This window comes from Leptolyngbya sp. PL-A3, assembly GCF_039962325.1.
GTDB lineage: Bacteria > Cyanobacteriota > Cyanobacteriia > Elainellales > Elainellaceae > Vacuolonema.
In genome coordinates, this window is sequence record NZ_JAMPLB010000013.1 from 21,266 (window position 1) to 39,699 (window position 18,434).

General features: G+C 52.3%; 13 protein-coding genes. 10 read left to right on the forward strand and 3 right to left on the reverse strand.

What is annotated here, in order from left to right; genetic code table 11:
- Positions 1–273 precede the first annotated feature (273 nt).
- The 4 genes from hpsA (at position 274) to NDI52_RS12250 (ending at position 7,952) form a co-directional block, all read left to right on the forward strand.
- Positions 274–5,244: a hormogonium polysaccharide biosynthesis protein HpsA gene (gene hpsA, locus NDI52_RS12235; RefSeq protein ID WP_190773542.1), complete on the forward strand. Its 4,971-nt coding sequence runs from the start codon at positions 274–276 to the stop codon at positions 5,242–5,244.
- A gap of 120 nt (positions 5,245–5,364) precedes the next feature.
- Positions 5,365–6,258, forward strand: a complete 894-nt coding sequence (locus tag NDI52_RS12240) for a type II secretion system protein (RefSeq protein WP_190773541.1) — start codon at positions 5,365–5,367, stop codon at positions 6,256–6,258.
- A 68-nt stretch (positions 6,259–6,326) separates the two neighbouring features.
- Entirely contained in the window at positions 6,327–7,334 is a 1,008-nt protein-coding gene (locus NDI52_RS12245) for a prepilin-type N-terminal cleavage/methylation domain-containing protein (RefSeq protein ID WP_190773540.1), read from the forward strand.
- 81 nt (positions 7,335–7,415) lie between these two features.
- Complete coding sequence (locus NDI52_RS12250) at positions 7,416–7,952, forward strand: prepilin-type N-terminal cleavage/methylation domain-containing protein (protein ID WP_190773539.1); 537 nt, start codon at positions 7,416–7,418, stop codon at positions 7,950–7,952.
- 212 nt (positions 7,953–8,164) lie between these two features.
- Here NDI52_RS12250 and dnaG read toward each other — a convergent pair whose 3' ends face one another.
- On the reverse strand, positions 8,165–10,102 hold the full coding sequence (dnaG, locus tag NDI52_RS12255; RefSeq protein WP_190773538.1) for a DNA primase: 1,938 nt from the start codon (positions 10,100–10,102) through the stop codon (positions 8,165–8,167).
- Between the two features lie 399 nt (positions 10,103–10,501).
- Here dnaG and NDI52_RS12260 point away from each other — a divergent pair, with 399 nt between their 5' ends.
- Entirely contained in the window at positions 10,502–11,848 is a 1,347-nt protein-coding gene (locus NDI52_RS12260) for an N-acetylmuramoyl-L-alanine amidase (protein ID WP_190773537.1), read from the forward strand.
- A 194-nt stretch (positions 11,849–12,042) separates the two neighbouring features.
- Here the strand turns inward: NDI52_RS12260 and NDI52_RS12265 are convergent, their stop codons facing one another.
- Entirely contained in the window at positions 12,043–12,549 is a 507-nt protein-coding gene (locus tag NDI52_RS12265) for a pentapeptide repeat-containing protein (protein WP_190773536.1), read from the reverse strand.
- Positions 12,550–12,607: 58 nt separating this feature from the next.
- Between NDI52_RS12265 and NDI52_RS12270 the strand changes: the two genes are divergently transcribed.
- Positions 12,608–13,096 carry a YraN family protein gene (locus NDI52_RS12270; protein ID WP_190773535.1) on the forward strand — a complete coding sequence of 163 codons (489 nt, stop codon included), beginning with the start codon at positions 12,608–12,610 and terminating at the stop codon, positions 13,094–13,096.
- A gap of 131 nt (positions 13,097–13,227) precedes the next feature.
- Here NDI52_RS12270 and NDI52_RS12275 read toward each other — a convergent pair whose 3' ends face one another.
- Positions 13,228–13,452 (reverse strand): hypothetical protein, encoded by a 225-nt coding sequence (locus NDI52_RS12275; protein ID WP_190773534.1) that lies wholly within the window; start codon positions 13,450–13,452, stop codon positions 13,228–13,230.
- 294 nt (positions 13,453–13,746) lie between these two features.
- On the opposite strand from NDI52_RS12275, the gene purC reads away from it, so the two are divergent.
- The 4 genes from purC (at position 13,747) to fabZ (ending at position 18,385) form a co-directional block, all read left to right on the forward strand.
- Complete coding sequence (gene purC, locus NDI52_RS12280) at positions 13,747–14,475, forward strand: phosphoribosylaminoimidazolesuccinocarboxamide synthase (protein WP_190773533.1); 729 nt, start codon at positions 13,747–13,749, stop codon at positions 14,473–14,475.
- Positions 14,476–14,621: 146 nt separating this feature from the next.
- On the forward strand, positions 14,622–16,883 hold the full coding sequence (locus tag NDI52_RS12285) for a BamA/TamA family outer membrane protein (RefSeq protein WP_347280033.1): 2,262 nt from the start codon (positions 14,622–14,624) through the stop codon (positions 16,881–16,883).
- Between the two features lie 96 nt (positions 16,884–16,979).
- Positions 16,980–17,810 carry a UDP-3-O-acyl-N-acetylglucosamine deacetylase gene (lpxC, locus tag NDI52_RS12290; protein ID WP_190773549.1) on the forward strand — a complete coding sequence of 277 codons (831 nt, stop codon included), beginning with the start codon at positions 16,980–16,982 and terminating at the stop codon, positions 17,808–17,810.
- A gap of 41 nt (positions 17,811–17,851) precedes the next feature.
- On the forward strand, positions 17,852–18,385 hold the full coding sequence (fabZ, locus tag NDI52_RS12295; protein WP_190773532.1) for a 3-hydroxyacyl-ACP dehydratase FabZ: 534 nt from the start codon (positions 17,852–17,854) through the stop codon (positions 18,383–18,385).
- Positions 18,386–18,434: the final 49 nt, after the last annotated feature.

Genomic DNA, 18,434 nt, shown 5'->3' on the forward strand with positions numbered 1-18,434 from the left:
TCTCTGTAGCGCCTTCTCGAGCATCTCGATTACCCTTTGGGTAGATGCAGAATTAAAGCGTCTTATACAATTGTTTTCCCTGGTTCCTGTTGATTATCGTGGTTTCTCGTCTGTCCAGGTTTATTGCCTGGTTCTGGCGTTTGGCCTTTGTGTTACATGGCTTTTAACTGCATAGATGCCAGTTTCACAAGCCTGATCCCCATCGATTCACAGGGTTCTTATGTTTCAACCCTGGTTGTAGACTACCTGAAATTCCCGTTGTAGGAAGGCAATATGTCAACCCGCAAGTTCATCCGAGCCATTCAGGCAACTTCGTCACAGTTCTCGAGAGTGGTTGCAAATTTAACGCGATCGCTTATGCAGGGCCTGCTGCGAGGGTTGCTAAGTTTGGGCCGACAACCAGCCTACGGTCGATCTGGTTTTGTCCTGCCCACCACCGTTTTGTTAATTATGGTGGTTTTGCTGACGGTCGGTTCAATTGTCTTCCGTACCTACAATCGCACTACCGAAACCATTAGTGAACGTCAGCAGCGTGTTATTTATAACGCGGCTACTCCTGCCGTAGACCGGGCAAGAGCCAAGCTAGAATTTCTTTTCGATAAAGAACGGGAAGTTCGTTATCCCGGTGGTGTTCCTAGTGAAAACGTGTTGCTAGGTCTGATGCTCAACGGGGCCACCATTGGTAGCACGACGATTCCGGCTTTCCCAGGTGGCCCTGACCCTTACACCTTCAGGGACGAACAGCGTATCAATATAGGGACCTCCTATCCCGGTGACGCGGGGCCGGATAATGCCTGGCGTTATCGGGCTGATACCGACGGAGATGGTACGCCTGATGCCACCGTGGTTTACTCCATCGCTATGCGGCTTGATGCGGCTAACCAACTCTCCAACGCTACAAACCAGCGTATTAGTGCACGAGCCTCGAGTCTGCTCGTGCGTAATACTCCCCTAAGCGCAGCAACTCAGGGAAACCCTCTCTGTGCAACAAATACGGGTGCGGTTCTGCCCCAACAGGGTTGGATTCCTGGAGAAAACAATACATCGAAGCTGTTTAAAACCTTCCAGGTGGACGCCTACGTATTGCCCGATCGCCAGGGACAATCGATTGCCACTTTAGAGATGCAGATGGATCGTCAGATCGACCGGGGGAACAAGTGGGGAGCCTGGTTCCGCAATGACCTGGAGATTTACCCCGGTGCTCCGTTCAACTGGAACGGGGCCATGCATACGGAAGGTAGTCTAATGGTGGCAAATACAAACTTTACCGCCTACATGATCAGCGACCCGGATTCCTGTCTCTACACCGAAGATGCATCGGAAATCACAGTTGCGAAATATCCCGCAGATGGTACCTATGGGCCTTTCCGGGGTGAGTTTATCGCTGGCAGTATGCGGGACGATACGGGAAGCGGGACTAGCCGATTTGATGGTACAGGATATTTCCACTTATGGGATGGGGTACGGCGTAACCCGATCGGAGCAAATGCTAATCCGCCTCCTGCGGTAGCCCGCTTAACGCCTGGTGATCAATCGGTTGCTCCTGCACCAGGTGCTGGCCCCACAGACTATGCCCTTGATCCCGTTGTTATGCAGACGAAGGGGATATCTCAGCACCGAACTCCGACGGTTGTCAATACGCCTCGTCCTGCTAGTTGGGAAAATGGTCAAAAAGCTCTTTTGCGCCTGATCACCCCCGATAATGCTACCCAAGTTCCTCTGGTGGATGATACCTTCCGGGCTGATAATCGCTATGGTCCCAAACCAAAATACGGTGATCTAGATCTCCCGCCCGGTTCGTATGGAACCGAAATCCCCAGCACAGACTTAAAGCTGATTAGTGATAGCCCAGGGTCCGGCGAAAGTGCTGAGGCAGTGGGTCTCGATGGGTACTGGGAACGGCGTGCTCGAGTTGAAGGTTTACGTTTGATTGTGGGTCAACGTCTAGAACTCGGTGATCCCGCTGGATGGGGCGGCCCCATTCTGAAGGCTGGAGACCCTAGTGATCTGGATCGGGAAGCTCTTCGTCCTTTCCAGACCTGTTCTGATGTAGCTAACGCTCCCAACGGCAACCGTTGTAGTGAAGCTCGCCAACGCCGCGCGCTCTGGGATAACCTGGCAGCGGTTCAGGCCATGGCCGTTTACCATGCCAGTTCGGGTGACCTGGATCGTCCCGTCGCCTGTATGGCATCTACCGTGCATCCGGGAACAGCAGGTACTTTAGAGCGCAGTTCTACCTTCGAGAACCTGGCGTTGGGTTTGCCAGCTTCTGCTTTTGGTACCGGTAACGAATACCTGGAAGCCAATACCCCGATCATTAGTAACTTCTTCCAGGGACGGGGTACCAATGGTTGGGAGTTTGAGTTCAAAGACACCTACCTCGCGGACTATAACAACCCCAACTCGGCTTTACGAATTGCCCTGCGCAACCTGGCACAATATGCCGGTGATCCTTTAGGGGGTGCCCCTTCCTTTACTCCAGTTCAAGATCGGCTTGGGGTTCACCCATTCCCATCCATGGCGATGTGGGGTGACTTTTCAACCCTGCGTCGAGCCCTGAACTTAATTGAGCCAACCTCATTGAATGGGGAGGGACGTAGCTACGCCAGCCTCAGTCCTGCTGATAAAACCACTCTCCATACGGCTACCTGTATGTTGGGGATGCTGGCTTACAACCTGGACTATCTAGCGAAGTTCAACCCATCTGCTCCTGCGCTTCAGCCCATTATGGGTACGGCTTATGCTAACCGTGCCGCTGAGAACGCAGCCAGGGATGCCAACCCTGCACAGTACTATAGTGGACTGCGCGGTGCCCTCCGAGCTTTGGTTGTCGGTACTTCTCCTTTGGGAGCTGTTGAGGGTATTAATGACGCTATCCTTACCGATGTTGTTGACCCGAATGGTTCTACTAGCACCCGATTTATTGGGGCGGGTGTCGATGATGCCATTGGCGGTAGTAAGGTCAACCAGCCGGATACTTACATTCGCTTGCTAGAACGCTGGCGCGATGCAACTCCAGCTACAGGTGCGGGTCCAGCGATCGGTACGTCTGGAGTCGCTCCAACCCGAGCTCAGTTAAATCAGTACATTGCTCTGGCTCAATTAATTGCGACCAAAGAGCAAGTTGCACGCGATCGCAGTTGGGGCTTTTATAAAGCAACCGATCCTGCTACCGCTGCTGAGACTCTAAGCAGAGACCATGCCAGCATTACTGGTCAAGGCATTTCTGGAACCTATGGTCCTCTCACCAACCCTGTCGAGGGTTGTTACGGGATGCGTGGGTCGACTGGAAATGGTGGAGTTGGGGACTCTATACGCTTTCTCTGTTCCTGGAGACCCCGCTATCCAATCCTCTTTAGCCTGTTTCCCGCTGAAGGTTTTGCAAATAGTCCCTTCCGAGCTTCCCATGGCGACGTAGATCAGCCTTTTGCAAACGGAGGTGCACAGTTCACCCGAGATGCAGTAGATAGTGATAGTGCTGGCGAGTCACAAACCTACATCGCAACAGTGAATGCTGGAAGGCGGTATCAGGTCATTACCCAGGCCCAAATGGCTTCTTTGATCTCTAATCCTCGGCCTAACCCGGCATCCTGGAGGCTCCCCATTGGGACAGCCGCGAACCCAGGTGGTGGTACGCCGCTCTCTCCCACTGACACCCTGATTAAGGTCTGCTTTAACAATGCGACCGTTGAGAATCAAGTCTGTTTAGCCCGGAGTAGTGGTTTCGGTGCTCCCACTTCGTCTACATCGGGACCAGGCAACCAAACGGTGACGGGTGAACAATACTTGCGGGTGCCCTTTAAGGATTCAGCCTTCTTCAACGGCCGGGAGATGATGAATGTCCGGGCACTGGATGTCAACCTCAATTTCATACGGCAGGAAACTCGATCGCTAACAGGTGATACCTGGTTGCCTAAGAGTGGGATTGTCTATGCCTTCCGTGAAGATGCTGTTTCTGAAAACAACATTGTTCGCCGCAAGAGCGCAAACGTAGATTGGGAAGACTGTAATACGGAAGTCAATCTGCGAACAAATACAAACTGCCGGATGTTTGTCAGCACCAGCGCCTTTGCGTCTGTTGACCCACCGCTTGCTGAGAACCTGATTTCGGCCAAGCCTGTTGATTACTATGCTGATCCTGACCGCCGTCCTAATGGCTTCCGGCTCCGCCAGGGTGAAGATCTCCGCCGTACCGGTGATGATGGCCGTGGCCTATCCTTTATCTCCGATAACCCGGTCTATATTCAGGGCAGCTTCAACTTGCATAACAGCGCGACCAACCCGGCAGAAGAGTTTGAACAGCCTGCAGGTGATAACTTTGCCAACTTCTATGGCCGGTCAACCTTCAATGGGGCTTTTGCGTCCATTGACGGAGATTCCTGGCGGCCCAGCGAGGTGGTAGCAGATGGCATCACGATTTTGTCCAATGCATTTTGTGACGGCAGTGTGTATGACGGTCTCACCGACACCTACAATCGCACCCGCTATAACTGCAATGGAACGACGTCCTCGTACCAGAACCAGAACATACCTCAGTCTATTCCTAATGGCGCGAGTCCTGTAACACCGGGTTTGAGATGGACCCATGCTTATGTCGCAGATGGTTTAGGCTACGCAGCCAATGCCTCTGATACAAATTATCGAGAAGGGGATTCGCCATTTTACATCTCTCCCAATGGCAACCCCTGGAGAGCCCTGCCCATCAATGCTCAGGCACAAGAGCCCATCTATAACGGGGCCTACGTCAACTTCACGGAGGATAAAAACCCCACGAGGCCAGGTCCATTCTGTGGTCAGCGGGTCAATGCCATTATCGTGAGTGGTTTGGTTCCCTCGCGAGCCGGTAACTCCTACGGTGGGTTGCACAACTTCCCGCGGTTTTTAGAAGACTGGACGAACTGTAACCTGTTTATCTCAGGTTCTCTAATTCAGTTGAACTTTAGTACCTATGCAACAGGTCCCTATGACCAGGATGCTTGGGAAGTTGGTTCTACACCTACCCCCGGAGGAAGCTTGCCTCGGGAAGGTATTGCCTACTACGACGCTCCCAATCGTATTTGGGGTTATGACGTGGGTCTGCAATATGCCCCTGCTGGCCCTGTTGCTCGCCGTTTTACCTCCCTGTCTCCGACGCGGAACGAGTTCTACTCAGAACCTCCTGCTGACGACGCTTACATGACCACCTTGCTAAGTGGGGTTTGTGCATCTAACCCCAGCCCACGACCGGCCCGCTGTCAGTCGTAAAGACACCTGGAACGGTGGATGCTTGGTGAACCATGTTCCTGAGCATTCACCGTTTGATGAAGCATACAACTCTAGAGATAGGCGATCGGGGCTTACCCGACCAAGATGGAGGATGGTCAGATGTTAGGAACGCTAAAGCAGTGGAAGACATTACCGGGGAGGATGACAAAGCTGAATGCTTCAGCTGCGAAACCTTCAACGGAGGCTGGTTTAACCCTATTGGAGTGTTTGATTGCGATCGCTGTGATCGGTATTACTGCCTCGTTGATTTTACCTCCGCTGTTTTTGTCGGCTGGTACTCGGGTTCAGAACCGCCGAGCTGAACAGGCATTTCAACTGGCGCAAGAAGAAATTAACCGCCTGCAAAGCATGGTTACTAACGAGCAACACCAGGTGAGCCGTTTGCCGGCTGCTGCGACAACTGGGTATTTTCGCAATAACCAACAGTCCGCTTCGATCCAAAATGTACCGCCACCGAGAGGAGGATGGTGGCGCTCAAAAATACGCTCTACCACCGCTTCCTGCAGCAATAACTATGTTCCCTTCAATCCTTCGCCTAACGCGGTAAACACTGCAGTTGACATAGTGCCTGTAAACCAGGTTTTGGCTATTGATGTAGATGGGGACTGTCAACCCGACTTCTTTATGCAGGAATTCCGGGATTTTGGTACTTATTCAGATCTCGAGATGGGGGCATCTCCTGTAGCCGCTCCTCCTTCGACCGCTCGGCCTACGGTTTTTCGGGTTGTGGTGCGTGTCTACTCAAATGTTCCCAACCGTACGAATAGTTGGGGCAGTATGACAACACCGGTGCTCCCAGCATCCTTACAATTCACTAGAGGCGAGGGTAACCAGCGGGAACGCCCCCTGGCAGTGATGAGCTCTTTGATTACCTGGAGTAGTTCCCAATTCGCTTCCTGTAGTTTGCAATATCACGTGGCTAGCGAAAATGGTCTGACATTGCCAACCGAAGTTACTAACCGTTGCAGAGGAGATGTTGCCCAAATTCCGTAACCTATTCCTGGGTACCTGATTCTGCTGGTTAGCTTTGCATCAATCCTCACTTACCCTTTCCTCGATCTATGAAACGCTTCTTCCAATCTGGGTTGCGAACACTGCTGAAGATTTCTCGGCCAAGCATTCGAGGGTTTACCCTGACAGAGCTTCTGATTGTTGCGATTGTTGGTAGCATGATTATTTCCGGGCTGTTAACCCTGGTCGTGCAACTGATGACCACAGATCGCCAGGAAAATGTGCGGTTGGAAACGAACCGTGAAATGCAGATGGCCCTTGACTACATGTCTAATGAACTCAAGGAAGCGGTTTATGTCTATACTGGCCATTGCCTGATGGCTCAGGGTAATACTTCTGACACAAGCCTTGCTTGTACAGGAACTCAAGCCATTGGTAATCCAGGGGGCGCTATTTTCCCTAATACGATTGCCAGTAGTACTGACGTGCCTGTTCTTGTGTTCTGGAAACAAAAGCCACTTCCTCCGGAGGTTCGGGCTCTGTGTACGGGGGGAACTGGAACTCCACCGTCAATCGGCGGAGCACCTGTTCCTTGTTCGACAGCGAGTTCCTACGCCCTTGTCGTTTACTCCCTGAGTACAGACAACCCCAATAATACCTGGCGTGGTGGGGCTCGAATTAAACGTTATGAGCTGCAGGAGTTTTCTTCTGCAACGGCTCGAACTCCGGGATACATTCCTCCTCAGGGGAATGACGATAGCATTAATTTCCGCGACTGGCCTTATGCAACAGCATCTGCTCGGGCTGGAGGCGTGCCAGCCGTCTTAGTAGACTTTGTAAATGGAGTACCAGCCGCGAATGGCGTGGGAGGAACTTGTCCTGGTGGATATAGCATGTCCCCCCGGCCTGAGGCCCTTGCGAATGCTGGTAACGTAAACAACAACCTACGCAGTTTTTATGCCTGTGTTTCCCCCGCAGGCGCGGGTCGGAGCCAGGATGTACTCATTTTTCTCCAGGGTAATATTGCTGGACGGATGCGTGGTCCCTCACCCCGTGATGGTCAATTAACAACGCTGCAAACGCGGGTTGCGACTCGGGGTGTGCTAAATGGCAATTGATTTGAAGTAACCGCGTGGTCAAAGACCATTTCAATTTTCCTGAACGTCCTGGTGTTGAAGGTGATCTGGAGGGTTTGCCCAATGCTGAAATTCCAACGAAACCAATCCACAACAACAGCTGGCTTTACTCTCCCAGAAGTGTTGATTGTGGTTGTGATGGCAGGTATTCTTGCGCTAATTGCGAGCCCAAGTTGGGTCTCTCTGGTCAATAACCGACGGGCCAGTTCAGTTCGGGATGAAGTGATTCAAGTGATTCGGCAGGCTCAGGAGCAAGCAGAGCGCGATCGCCAAGTCCGTACAGTAACCCTGAAGACCAACACTGACCCCCCTACGATTCAGGTTCAAGGTCAAGCTGCTGAAAGTCTTGGAGGAGACGGGATTCCAAGAAATATTTTAAGGGTGAGACCCAATGTCACAACTAATGACACAGGCGATACAGTAACATCGAACGGCGATACATTGACTCTTCGGTACAATGCGACTGGTGCCCTGGATTCTCTCCCACTTTCCCCTACGATTATTACCGTTGCTGTTGGCAATTCTCGCCGCTGCGTCGAAATTCAAAATCTACTTGGCACAATACGAACTTTAGAGGGCAATGAGTGCCCAGCTTTGTAGAGTATATTCAACCTATCCAAATAGAATGGCGCTTCGCCAAGCGAAGCGCCATTTTATTTGAGGCGTTTTCAAGTGCAGGGCAGCGCGTGGCACTCGAAAACGCCCTTAACCCGAACTCAAGTTTATAGCGCTGTACACGTTGATTAAGTACGGTGGTGTGGGGCACTTCGTGCCCCACACCACCGTACTTAACGCATTTGCACATTGCAATATTACGACTGTAATCCTTGATAAAACTCTCCTACCCAGGGAATTTGAACCAGATCCTCGAAGGAAATTGAGCGTTGTTGCCGATCCAGCTCATCAATGCGTTGGTTCTCTCGGTAAATCTGTTGTTGGTAGGTGCGGCTTAGGTCGGGATCCGCAGTACAGTCTGTTTGTTGCCAGAGATCTAGAAAATGGCGGCGGCGCTTCTCGCACATGACTCGCTCCATACAGGCGATCACTGTTCGGATGACCAGCGGTGCCCGAAGTAAGTCTCGTTCGCTTTTCTCATCCAATTGAAACAGCGGCAGAATTTGCCCCAGACGCTCGGGGTGTTCCAGACAACGATCTTGCAAAAGATCGATCAAGTCGGGGCTGCTGTCAGGGGCAGCGTTGGTCTCAATGTCATTGACTTGTTGCCACAGGAAGCGGTGATGTCCAATGCTGAACTCCACATCGGCCGTATCCAAAGCTTCCCGGATTTGAGGGCGGGCTCCTGGCCAATGCAAGTACAGCCGGAGCAATTGCGATTCAGACTCTTCAAGTAGGGTGCGATCGCTTGGAGTTTGCCACTTCTGCGACTTACCATGCCAGCGCTGGCCCCGTACCTGGGTCCGCAAATCGCTTTCCAATTGGACAGCCAATCGTGCGTTGCCCTGGCTTAACCAGCCGGCACAACGATGGATATAGTGCGTGCGCAGAGACGCATTAGGCAGGTCGCCCAACAGTTGGGCGATCGCCTGAATCCCCTCTTGAAATTGATCGGGTTGATTGAGGTCCTTGTCAGCTAAAACCCGCTGAATTTGCCAATCTAACCACAGGGGAGCGTCGTTCAGCAGGTTTTGATAGTCAATGGTGGTGTGGGTACGGAGGAATTCATCGGGGTCTTTCCCCTGAGGAATGGTAAGGATGCGCAGTTGAACTTCGCCTTTGTATGCCAGGTCTGCGAGCTCTCCAATGGCGCGATCGGCAGCCTTCTGACCTGCGGTATCCGCATCAAAGTTAAACACGACCTGCTTCGATTCGCTGTAGCGCAGGAGTTGCTTGATCTGAGCCACGTTTAGGGCGGTGCCCAGGGAGGCAACGACATTGGTGATACCCGCTGCGTGTAAAGCAATCACGTCGAAGTAGCCCTCGACAATGACAGCTCGGTCGTCTTTGGCGATCGCCCCCCGAGCCTTATCTAGAGCAAATAGCGTCTTGCTTTTGTCAAACAGTTCTGTTTCGGGGGAATTGAGGTATTTGGGCTGCTCATCGGTAAGGGTACGCCCACCGAAGCCAATGACCCGACTTTGCAGGTCATGGATAGGGATCATCAAGCGATTACGAAATCGATCATAATAGCCGCCTCCCCCTTGGCGCGGCACAATCAACCCGGCCTTCTCCACCAACTCGACAGGGTAACGCCGCTGGTCAATCAGGTAGCCGTAGAGCGTTTGCCAACCTGCCGGAGCATAGCCCAGTTGAAATTGCCGAATCGTTTCGAGCTGAAGCATACGCTGCTCTGTGAGGTAGGCCAGTGCATCGCTGCCCTCAGCCTGAAAGAGCGCGTGTTCGTAGAAGGTTGCTGTAACCGCCAGGATCTCGTAGAGCTGCTCTCGCAGGGATAGCTTCCGCTGAAGCTCTTGCCGTTGTTCTGGCTCTAAAGTTTTGACAGGTACCTGATAGCGGCGGGCTAACTCCAAAACCACATCAGCAAAGGATTGTTTGCCCAACTCCATCAAAAACTTAATCACATTCCCCCCTGCTCCGCAGGAAAAGCAGTAATAGAACTGCTTTGTGGGACTTACGCTAAAACTTGGGGACTTGTCATCGTGGAAGGGGCATAATCCGACAAAATCTTTGCCCTGCTTTCGCAAAACGACGTGTTCCGACACCACATCGACGATATCAGCCCGTTGTTTGACCTGTTCGATCGTGTCTGCATGCAGGCGGGGAACACTCATGGGAGAAGTAAATTTAACAAGGGGAAATAAAGAGAAAGGGCGGCACCTTAAACCGGATGATACAAGGTAGATCTATTTTGGCGCGGATTGAACCGATGTGAAAGATTCCCGAAGTCATTCTGAGGCGATGAAACCAGTGTATTTTGGAAAATCGCAAGGCTTCTCCAAAATCTCCTCCGCAAGCTTCAGCGATTTTCGTTCTGAAGCGAGTACGCGAGGGCGATCGCCTTCCGACGTCAACGTTCCCAGGAATTTGGGGAACAAAGCCGAGAAAATTGGATCAACGCCCTAAATTTTCGCTAATGTAGCGTGTTTAGATCCATTCCCCGTATGGACACGTGGTGCGCTAATCGAAGACCCCGTGAACCAATTAAACCCGAATGATGAGGATAAAGTGATATGGCGACAGGACGTATTTTTATTTCCGCTGGCCACGGGGGGCGCGAGGGAGCCGGGATTGATCCGGGTATCATCGCGGGGGATACCACGGAAGCCCGGGAAATGATCCTGACGCGAGATCTGGTGGTAACGGAGCTGCGATCGCGGGGCTTTGAGGTATTCTCCGTTCCCGATGATCTGAGTGCGGCGCAAACCATTGCCTGGATTAACGCCCGTGCTATCAACCTTGATGTGTCACTAGAGATTCACGCCGATGGCTCCAGCAATCCCACGGTACGCGGAGCCACGGTCTTCTACATCAGCAATAATGAGCAGCGTAAGTCCCATGCAGAACTGATGCTGCTGGCGTTGTTACGGCGCGTGCCTCAGTTGCCCAGCCGGGGGTCTCGCCCAGATACGGATGCGGGTACTGGTATGATCGCCTTCTGCCGCCAATTGGTATGCCCCTCGTTGCAAATGAACGTGGGCTTTCTAACCAGCCCTGACGATCGCCGCATTATTCAAACCCAACGGCGGGATGTCGCACTGGGGATTTCTGACGGTTTAGCCTCCTGGAGTCGGGCGGTGGCTGGAAATAATGGAGGGGTAACCTATTCCCCCATTGCTATCAGTATCAACGGTGGGATTTATGCTGAACAGGGCATCATCGTGAACGGAAATGCCTACATCCCCGTTGATCTGGTCGATCGGCTGGGGGTGGATATTTCTCAGAACACCACGATTGTTCGGATGACCTACCGCAACGTCGTTTATATCAAAGCGGTAGACCTACGAACCTACGGTGTTGCTGTCACGTGGGATGCGGTCAGTCGCACGGTCATTCTCCGCAATAACCTGATTTGCCCGGGGCAAATTGATCGCATTATGGGTAACGGAGCTACCTCAGAAGTGCAATTGCTCATGTTCCTCAAAAGTAACAATGAGGATGCTGTTATTACCTATCCCGATTTGCCCAAACTCTACCGGGAAGAAGCCGCCATTGAGAGTGTGAACTACGATATCGCCTTCTGTCAGATGTGTGTGGAAACAAACTATTTACGCTTTGGAGGCGGTCTACGGCCTGAGCAAAACAATTTTGGTGGCTTGGGAGATGTCGCAGGCAAGCCAGATGGTGCTAGCTTTCCCAGTGCTCGGATTGGAGTACGCGCACATATTCAACACCTCAAAGCTTATGCCAGCACAATTCCTCTGGTGCAGGCTGTGGAAGACCCTCGCTTTGCCTTTGTCGCCAGGGGTATTGCGCCCCTGGTGAGCCAACTGAGTGGCCGCTGGTCAGCAGAAGCTGACTATGGCGATAGGATCATGGCAATGGTTCGGCGGCTTTACGAAGCATCAGGAATTTTGTAATGCTTTACAATCCGTCGAGATTAGTCCTTCACCACACCGATTCTGACAGGTGAGATGTGGCGGGTGAAGCTTGCTACATCTCACCTGTCAGAATCGATGAGGCTACGGCTTAAGTTCGTCACCTATTTTTTGTGTAGGGTGCTTCGCACCCTACACAAAAAATAGGTGATACATTTACGCCTGAGTGTACTGTACTAGTAACACTCTAAAGTGTCGCGGGTTTGTCGTCCGGTGATCGGGTTGGTGCCGTCAGCGATCGCACACAAGGCATCCTGCACATCACTGCGGAGTAGTACCCCAGTAAAATCTGCACCGGTAATACGAGCCCGGTCAAATTTGGCATTAAAGGCGAACGCTCCCTCTAGAACCGCATTGGTGAGGTTGGCGTCAACCAGGCGGGCACTGTCGAGGGTTGCACTGGAGAGATTGGCTCCTGATAGGTTCGCATCCTCCAGGTTAGCGCCGAAGAAGCTGACCCCTTGCAGGTTCGCATTGCTAAAGTCGGTACGGCGCAAGTTTGCCTTCGTAAAACTGGCATCGGTGAGGTTTTGCCCCGAAAAGTTTGCCTCAATCAGCGTTTCTTTGTTGTATTCCAGCGCCAGAGCTGAGGTTCCTGGCAACAAGTTCAACCCAAACAGACAGAGGCCGACCAGGCAAACGCCGGCAACAAACCGAACAATAGGGGAAAGCCGAAAAGACATAGAGGCGTGGGTTAAGGTAGTAAAACTTATAGATGGGGTTTCCCCGATTTTACTGGAAATGGCTTCTTCAGGGCGTTCAGCTTCGTCGTCTACCTCTACCCTTGGTTATCGGGCTGAGGAGCACGTTGGGAAATGGTTGGCCGAAGCAGGATGGGAGCTGTTACATCACCGCTGGCGTTGTCGCTGGGGCGAATTGGACTGGGTTGCCCTAACCCCTAAGCCAGTCAATGCTTCCAACCATAAAGAAAGGGATGCGGTACACCCAGGACGAACACAGCATCAGCCCCTTTCTCAAGAATTAGTCTTTATCGAAGTCAAAGCCCGCCGCCAGGGCAATTGGGATGCTGATGGCTTGCTAGCGATTACCCCTCAAAAGCAGGCTAAGCTCTGGCGAGCTGCCGAATTGTTCCTGGCAGACGATCCCCATTGGGCGACTTTCCCCTGCCGCTTTGATGTCGTGTTGGTTCGAGTTACAGGTAATGCCGCAGAGCGACGAGGTGAACAGCTCGTTATTCAGCAGCATATTCCCAATGCTTTTAGCCTTTAAAAATATCTGTACCTTTAAAGCCCTTGAGAAGAATGGCGAAGGTATTTTCCGCTCAGTGCAGATTGAAAAAGAATAGGGCGGCGCATTGCGCCGCCCTATTCTTTTTCAATCAACAACATAAAGGAGCCATGCTAGGAGTTAAATAACTGTTTACCCGAAGGTTCCAGATGCGCCCAGAGTTCTTGAATCTGGTCATAGGCCTCACGAGGGGTGAGTTTGCCGTTGTTGCCCAAAGCACAGATAAAGCTTACGCGTTGGGAAAAGGTTTGCAGGTCTGCGTTGAACTGAATTGTTTCAGGCCGTGCATCACCATGGTAGGAACTTTGAGGGTAAAGGTATTCTGAGCGATTGGCCATCAAGACAACTCCTTAAGAGCATTTGTTTCTTTAACCTAAGCTTAACTAAAAACTGAACAAAATGCGTTCCGTACAGTTACGGGAAAGTCAACACAATCGCCCCAATAGCCTGCAAGCTCGTATTTGTAGGAGTTCACTCTTGGTTAACTTCCACCTTTGGATAGAAAAGTTGAGGATCGGCTGAATTTAACCTGGCCTTAATCTAAGGGCGATCGCTTTGGCAGGGGCGATCGCGAGATCCCGTCGCCCTCTAGAATAAGGAGCGTTACCCTTGCAGGCTCACGACTCGGCACCATGTCCTCTCCGCAAAAGCTCTACGAAGGCAAAGCTAAAATTCTTTTCCCCACAGACAATCCTGATATCCTGCTGACCATCTTTAAAGATGATGCTACGGCCTTCAATGCGAAGAAGCGTGGCACCATTCAGGGTAAAGGGGTAATTAATTGCCAGATTTCCAGTCATCTGTTTAAGTTGCTGGAGTCTCAGGGCGTCCCTACTCATTACATTGACAGTCCTGCTCCAGGAGAAATGTTGGTTAAGGCTGTAAAGATTGTGCCGTTAGAGGTCGTTGTCAGGAACATTGCAGCGGGGAGTCTCTGTCAACAGACTGGATTGGCAACGGGAACCGTACTCCAGCCCCCATTGGTGGAGTTCTACTACAAAGATGATGCGCTCGGTGATCCCCTCTTAACCGAAGATCGGATTCGAGCGATGAAGGTAGCGACCGACGAACAGGTGCATCAACTGAGAACAATGGCTCAGCAGATCAATAACCTGCTCACTGAGTTTTTTGGAGAGTGTGGAATTACGCTGGTTGACTTCAAGCTGGAATTTGGCCTGGATTCCCAGAACCAAATTTTGTTGGCGGATGAGATCAGCCCGGATACCTGTCGCTTATGGGACCAAGCAGAACCCGACCCCAGTCGTCGTGTGATGGATAAGGATCGATTCCGACATGATCTGGGGGATGTAGAAAATGCTTACCAGCGCGTGCTGGATCGTGTTCTGGCACAGCCCCTCTAAGACGTACCAATCCATGCTGTACAATTGCGAGGGTTTTCTCGGTTGGGGTCTGCTGGTTTGAGTGGGCAACCGTAAAGTCATCCTGATTGCTCCAGGGCAGGCCTTGGTGTGAAAAGGAAATGGTGTGAAAGGGAACAAGAAATAACGTGAAACAGCTTTGGTTTTCTCCGCTTTTACTGGCTCTGGTAACGGTGACCTCCGCACTGGCAAGTTCCCAACCTGCCCGTGCAGATGTCACTTCTTCCGCAGAGGATGCCGTTGCGGTGGAGGCTCCTGCCTTCAAACTGACTGAACCTGTACAGTCTGTAGATGAGCCTCAGACTGCTGCTGAACCTCAGATTGCTGAGCCTCAGGCTGCCGCTGAACCTCAGACTGTAGATGAGCCTCAGATTGCTGAGCCTCAAAGGCTAGCGGCTGCAAGCCCCCTGCCGAATGTAAGCTCTCAAGAGGTTTCCCAGGATAAAATTCGGACGTTGCTTGGGGAAGCGCCATCTGAGGCGATCGCGCCGCCCGAACGTTCTCCCGCCGAGCTATTGCGGATGGATACAGCATCCATTGAAGTGGCTCAGGCTCCTGCCACACCTTCCACTCCAGCTCAGCCCCTGCCCTCGATTGATGAGTTGCCTCCTACAACCGAAACGGCACCGGCTGACCCACGCGTACTGGTAGCTGAAGTGGCCGTGAGCGGAGCAACCGGAGAACTAGAAGATATCGTTTATAACGCTGTTCAGACGACGCCAGGGCAAACCACCAGTCGTTCTCAACTGCAAGCCGATGTCAACGCTATCTTCGCAACCGGATACTTTTCCCGTGCAGAAGCAGTACCCCAAGATACGCCGCTAGGGGTGCGGATCACATTCCAGGTTGTGCCCAACCCGGTTCTGCAGTCTGTAGAAATTCCCGATGCTCAAGTGCTGCCCCAGGAGGTCATCAACGAAGCCTTTGGCGAGCAGTATGGAGAAGTTATTAATCTGAACGAGATTCAGGACGGCATTGATACTCTTTTGCGGTGGTATCAGGAAAATGGCTATGTGCTGGCCCAGGTTGTAGATGCTCCCCGAGTCGGAACTGATGGAACCGTGACCCTGGCCGTTGCGGAAGGGGTGATCGAAGACATTCAGGTTCAGTTTTTGAATGAAGACGGAGAGGCCTTTGACGAAGATGGCGAACCCGTCGAAGGCAAAACCCGTGATTTCATCATCACGCGAGAATTTGAAACCCAGCCTGGGGATGTCTTTAACCAACAGCAAATTGAGCGGGACCTGGCTAGCGCTTTTGCTCTAGGCATTTTTGAAGACCTGCGGATTGCGCTCAACCCAGGAGATAACCCGCAACAGGTGGATGTGATCGTTAATGCCATTGAAGGGCAGACAGGCTCCATCGCGGCTGGGATAGGGGTTAGCTCTGCCAGCGGTTTATTTGGAACAGTGAGTTACCAGGAGCGTAACCTGGGAGGCAATAACCAGCGGCTTTCGGCAGAAGTTCAGGCAGGTGAACGGGATCTGCTGTTCGACTTGAGCTTTACTGACCCCTGGATTGCCGGTGACCCAAACCGTACCTCTTACACTGTGAACGCGTTCAGCCGACGCTCCATTCCACTGGTATTTCAGGGAGGGGAGGATGAGGTGTTCCTGGAGAACGGCGATCGCCCCCGCGTCCGTCGTTTAGGGGGTGGCGTTCGTTTTGGTCGCCCTCTCGAAAATAACTGGCAAGCATCTTTGGGTTTGCAGTACCAGAACATTCGATTGCAAGACTCCGATGGAGACTTGGCTCCCGAAGACGAATTTGGTAACGACCTGAGCTTTAGCGGCGATGGAACAGATGATTTGTTCCTTCTGCAATTTAGTGTTTCTCAAGACCTTCGTAACAACCCGGTTACTCCAACCAGTGGTTCAGTATTGCGGTTGAGTAGTGACCAGTCGATTCCCATCGGCCAGGGCAATATTTTCCTGAACCGTTTGCGTGCTAGCTATAGCTACTTTATTCCTGTCAATATCACTAACTTTTCTGAGGGGCCAGAAACCTTAGCCTTCAACGTTCAGGGTGGGGTTGTTTTGGGTGATTTACCTCCCTACGAAGCCTTCTCTCTAGGAGGAACCGACTCGGTACGGGGGTATGATCCGGGAGATGTCGGAAGTGGTCGCGCCTTTGCACTGGCGACTGTCGAATATCGATTCCCCATCATCTCCATTTTTGGAGGCGCGCTCTTTGCCGACTTCGGTACCGATCTGGGAACCGGAGATGAGGTTCCCGGCGAGCCTGCAGAAATTCGGGGCAAACCTGGCTCTGGATTTGGCTATGGCATTGGGATACGCGTGCAGTCTCCCCTGGGAGCCATTCGTATCGACTATGCCATCAATGATGAAGGGGATAACCAGATCCACTTTGGGATTGGGGAGCGGTTCTAACGCTGGATTCACGCGCAGGGAGAGCATCGCATGGAATCGGCAACTACGGCTATAGCGCATTCGGCTGGTGAAACTTCGTTGCCAGCAGTAGGGATGATGCCGTCCTACGCTCTAGCACACGCTTTTGAACAAGCGGGTATTGGGCTGCACTCGGGTGAGATCGCTCATGTGACGGTAAAGCCCGCTCCGACAAGTGCCGGTCGGGTGTTTGTGCGGGTTGATTTGCCCAATGCCCCTGCGATTCCAGCCCATATCTCCCAGGTCCGACAAACAACATTGTCTACAGAGTTGGCGGTAGGTGATGCTACCGTTCGGACTGTAGAGCACCTGCTGGCGGCTCTAAGCGGGATGGGCATCGCAGATGCGATGATAGAGATTGATGGCCCAGAGGTGCCCCTGTTAGATGGCTCTGCGCTGCCCTGGGTTGAGGCGATCGCCCAGGCGGGACGCACCCCTCAACCGCTACCTCAGCCCGTTATCCTCACGGAACCTCTATGGGTGCGCCACGAGGATGCCTTTGTTGCTGCCCTGCCGGCTCCTGAATTGCGCTTTACCTACGGCATTGATTTTGACCTGCCTGCTATCGGCAACCAGTGGGTGAGCTGGTCACCCCAGCAGGAGTCGTTTGAGCAGGCGATCGCCCCGGCCCGTACCTTTGGCCTGGCTCACCAGATTGAGCATCTGCAAGCTGTGGGTTTAATTAAGGGAGGAAGCCTTGATAATGCTCTGGTCTGTGGTCCGGATGGCTGGCTCAACCCTCCCCTGCGATTTTCAAATGAGCCAGTGCGTCATAAACTTTTAGACTTAGTAGGGGATTTAAGTTTGGTTGGGATATTTCCCCAGGCCCACTATCTGGCCTACAAGGCCAGTCATCAGTTGCATACCCGTCTGGCTCAGCAACTGATTACCTTGATGCCCGTTTTGTAAGCAATCCAGCCGTTTTCCCTGTCTTTTTGAGCGATTCACCCATGTCCATCCTGACTGATTTGCATACCGATATCCAGGCCGACAATCCTCCCCATGTGGGCGAAAAAGAAGCCCCAGCATCCAATCGTGAGCCTTATCCCTGCATATTTTCTGTTGAAGATATTCAGCGGTTGCTGCCCCATCGCTATCCCTTTTCTCTGGTCGATCGCATTATTGAGTTTGTTCCCGAAAAGCGGGCGGTTGGCATTAAGAATGTGACGTTTAATGAGCCTCATTTCCAAGGGCATTTTCCGGGTCGCCCGATTATGCCAGGGGTTCTGATTATTGAGGCTATGGCTCAAGTCGGGGGTGTCGTGCTGACGCAACTGCCTGATATTCCGGTCGGTCTATTCATGTTCGCCGGTATCGATGATGTTCGGTTCCGTCGTCCGGTGGTTCCTGGTGATCAGCTCGTTATGACAGTTGAGCTGTTGCGGATTAAGCATCGCAAGTTTGGCTGGATGGAAGGCCGTGCCGAGGTGGATGGGCAACTAGCAGCCCAGGGTAAATTAATGTTCTCCCTGGTGGATGAGTAACAGACTGGCCTCTGGAGCTGGTTTATTGTTGAATAACCCTCACACGTTT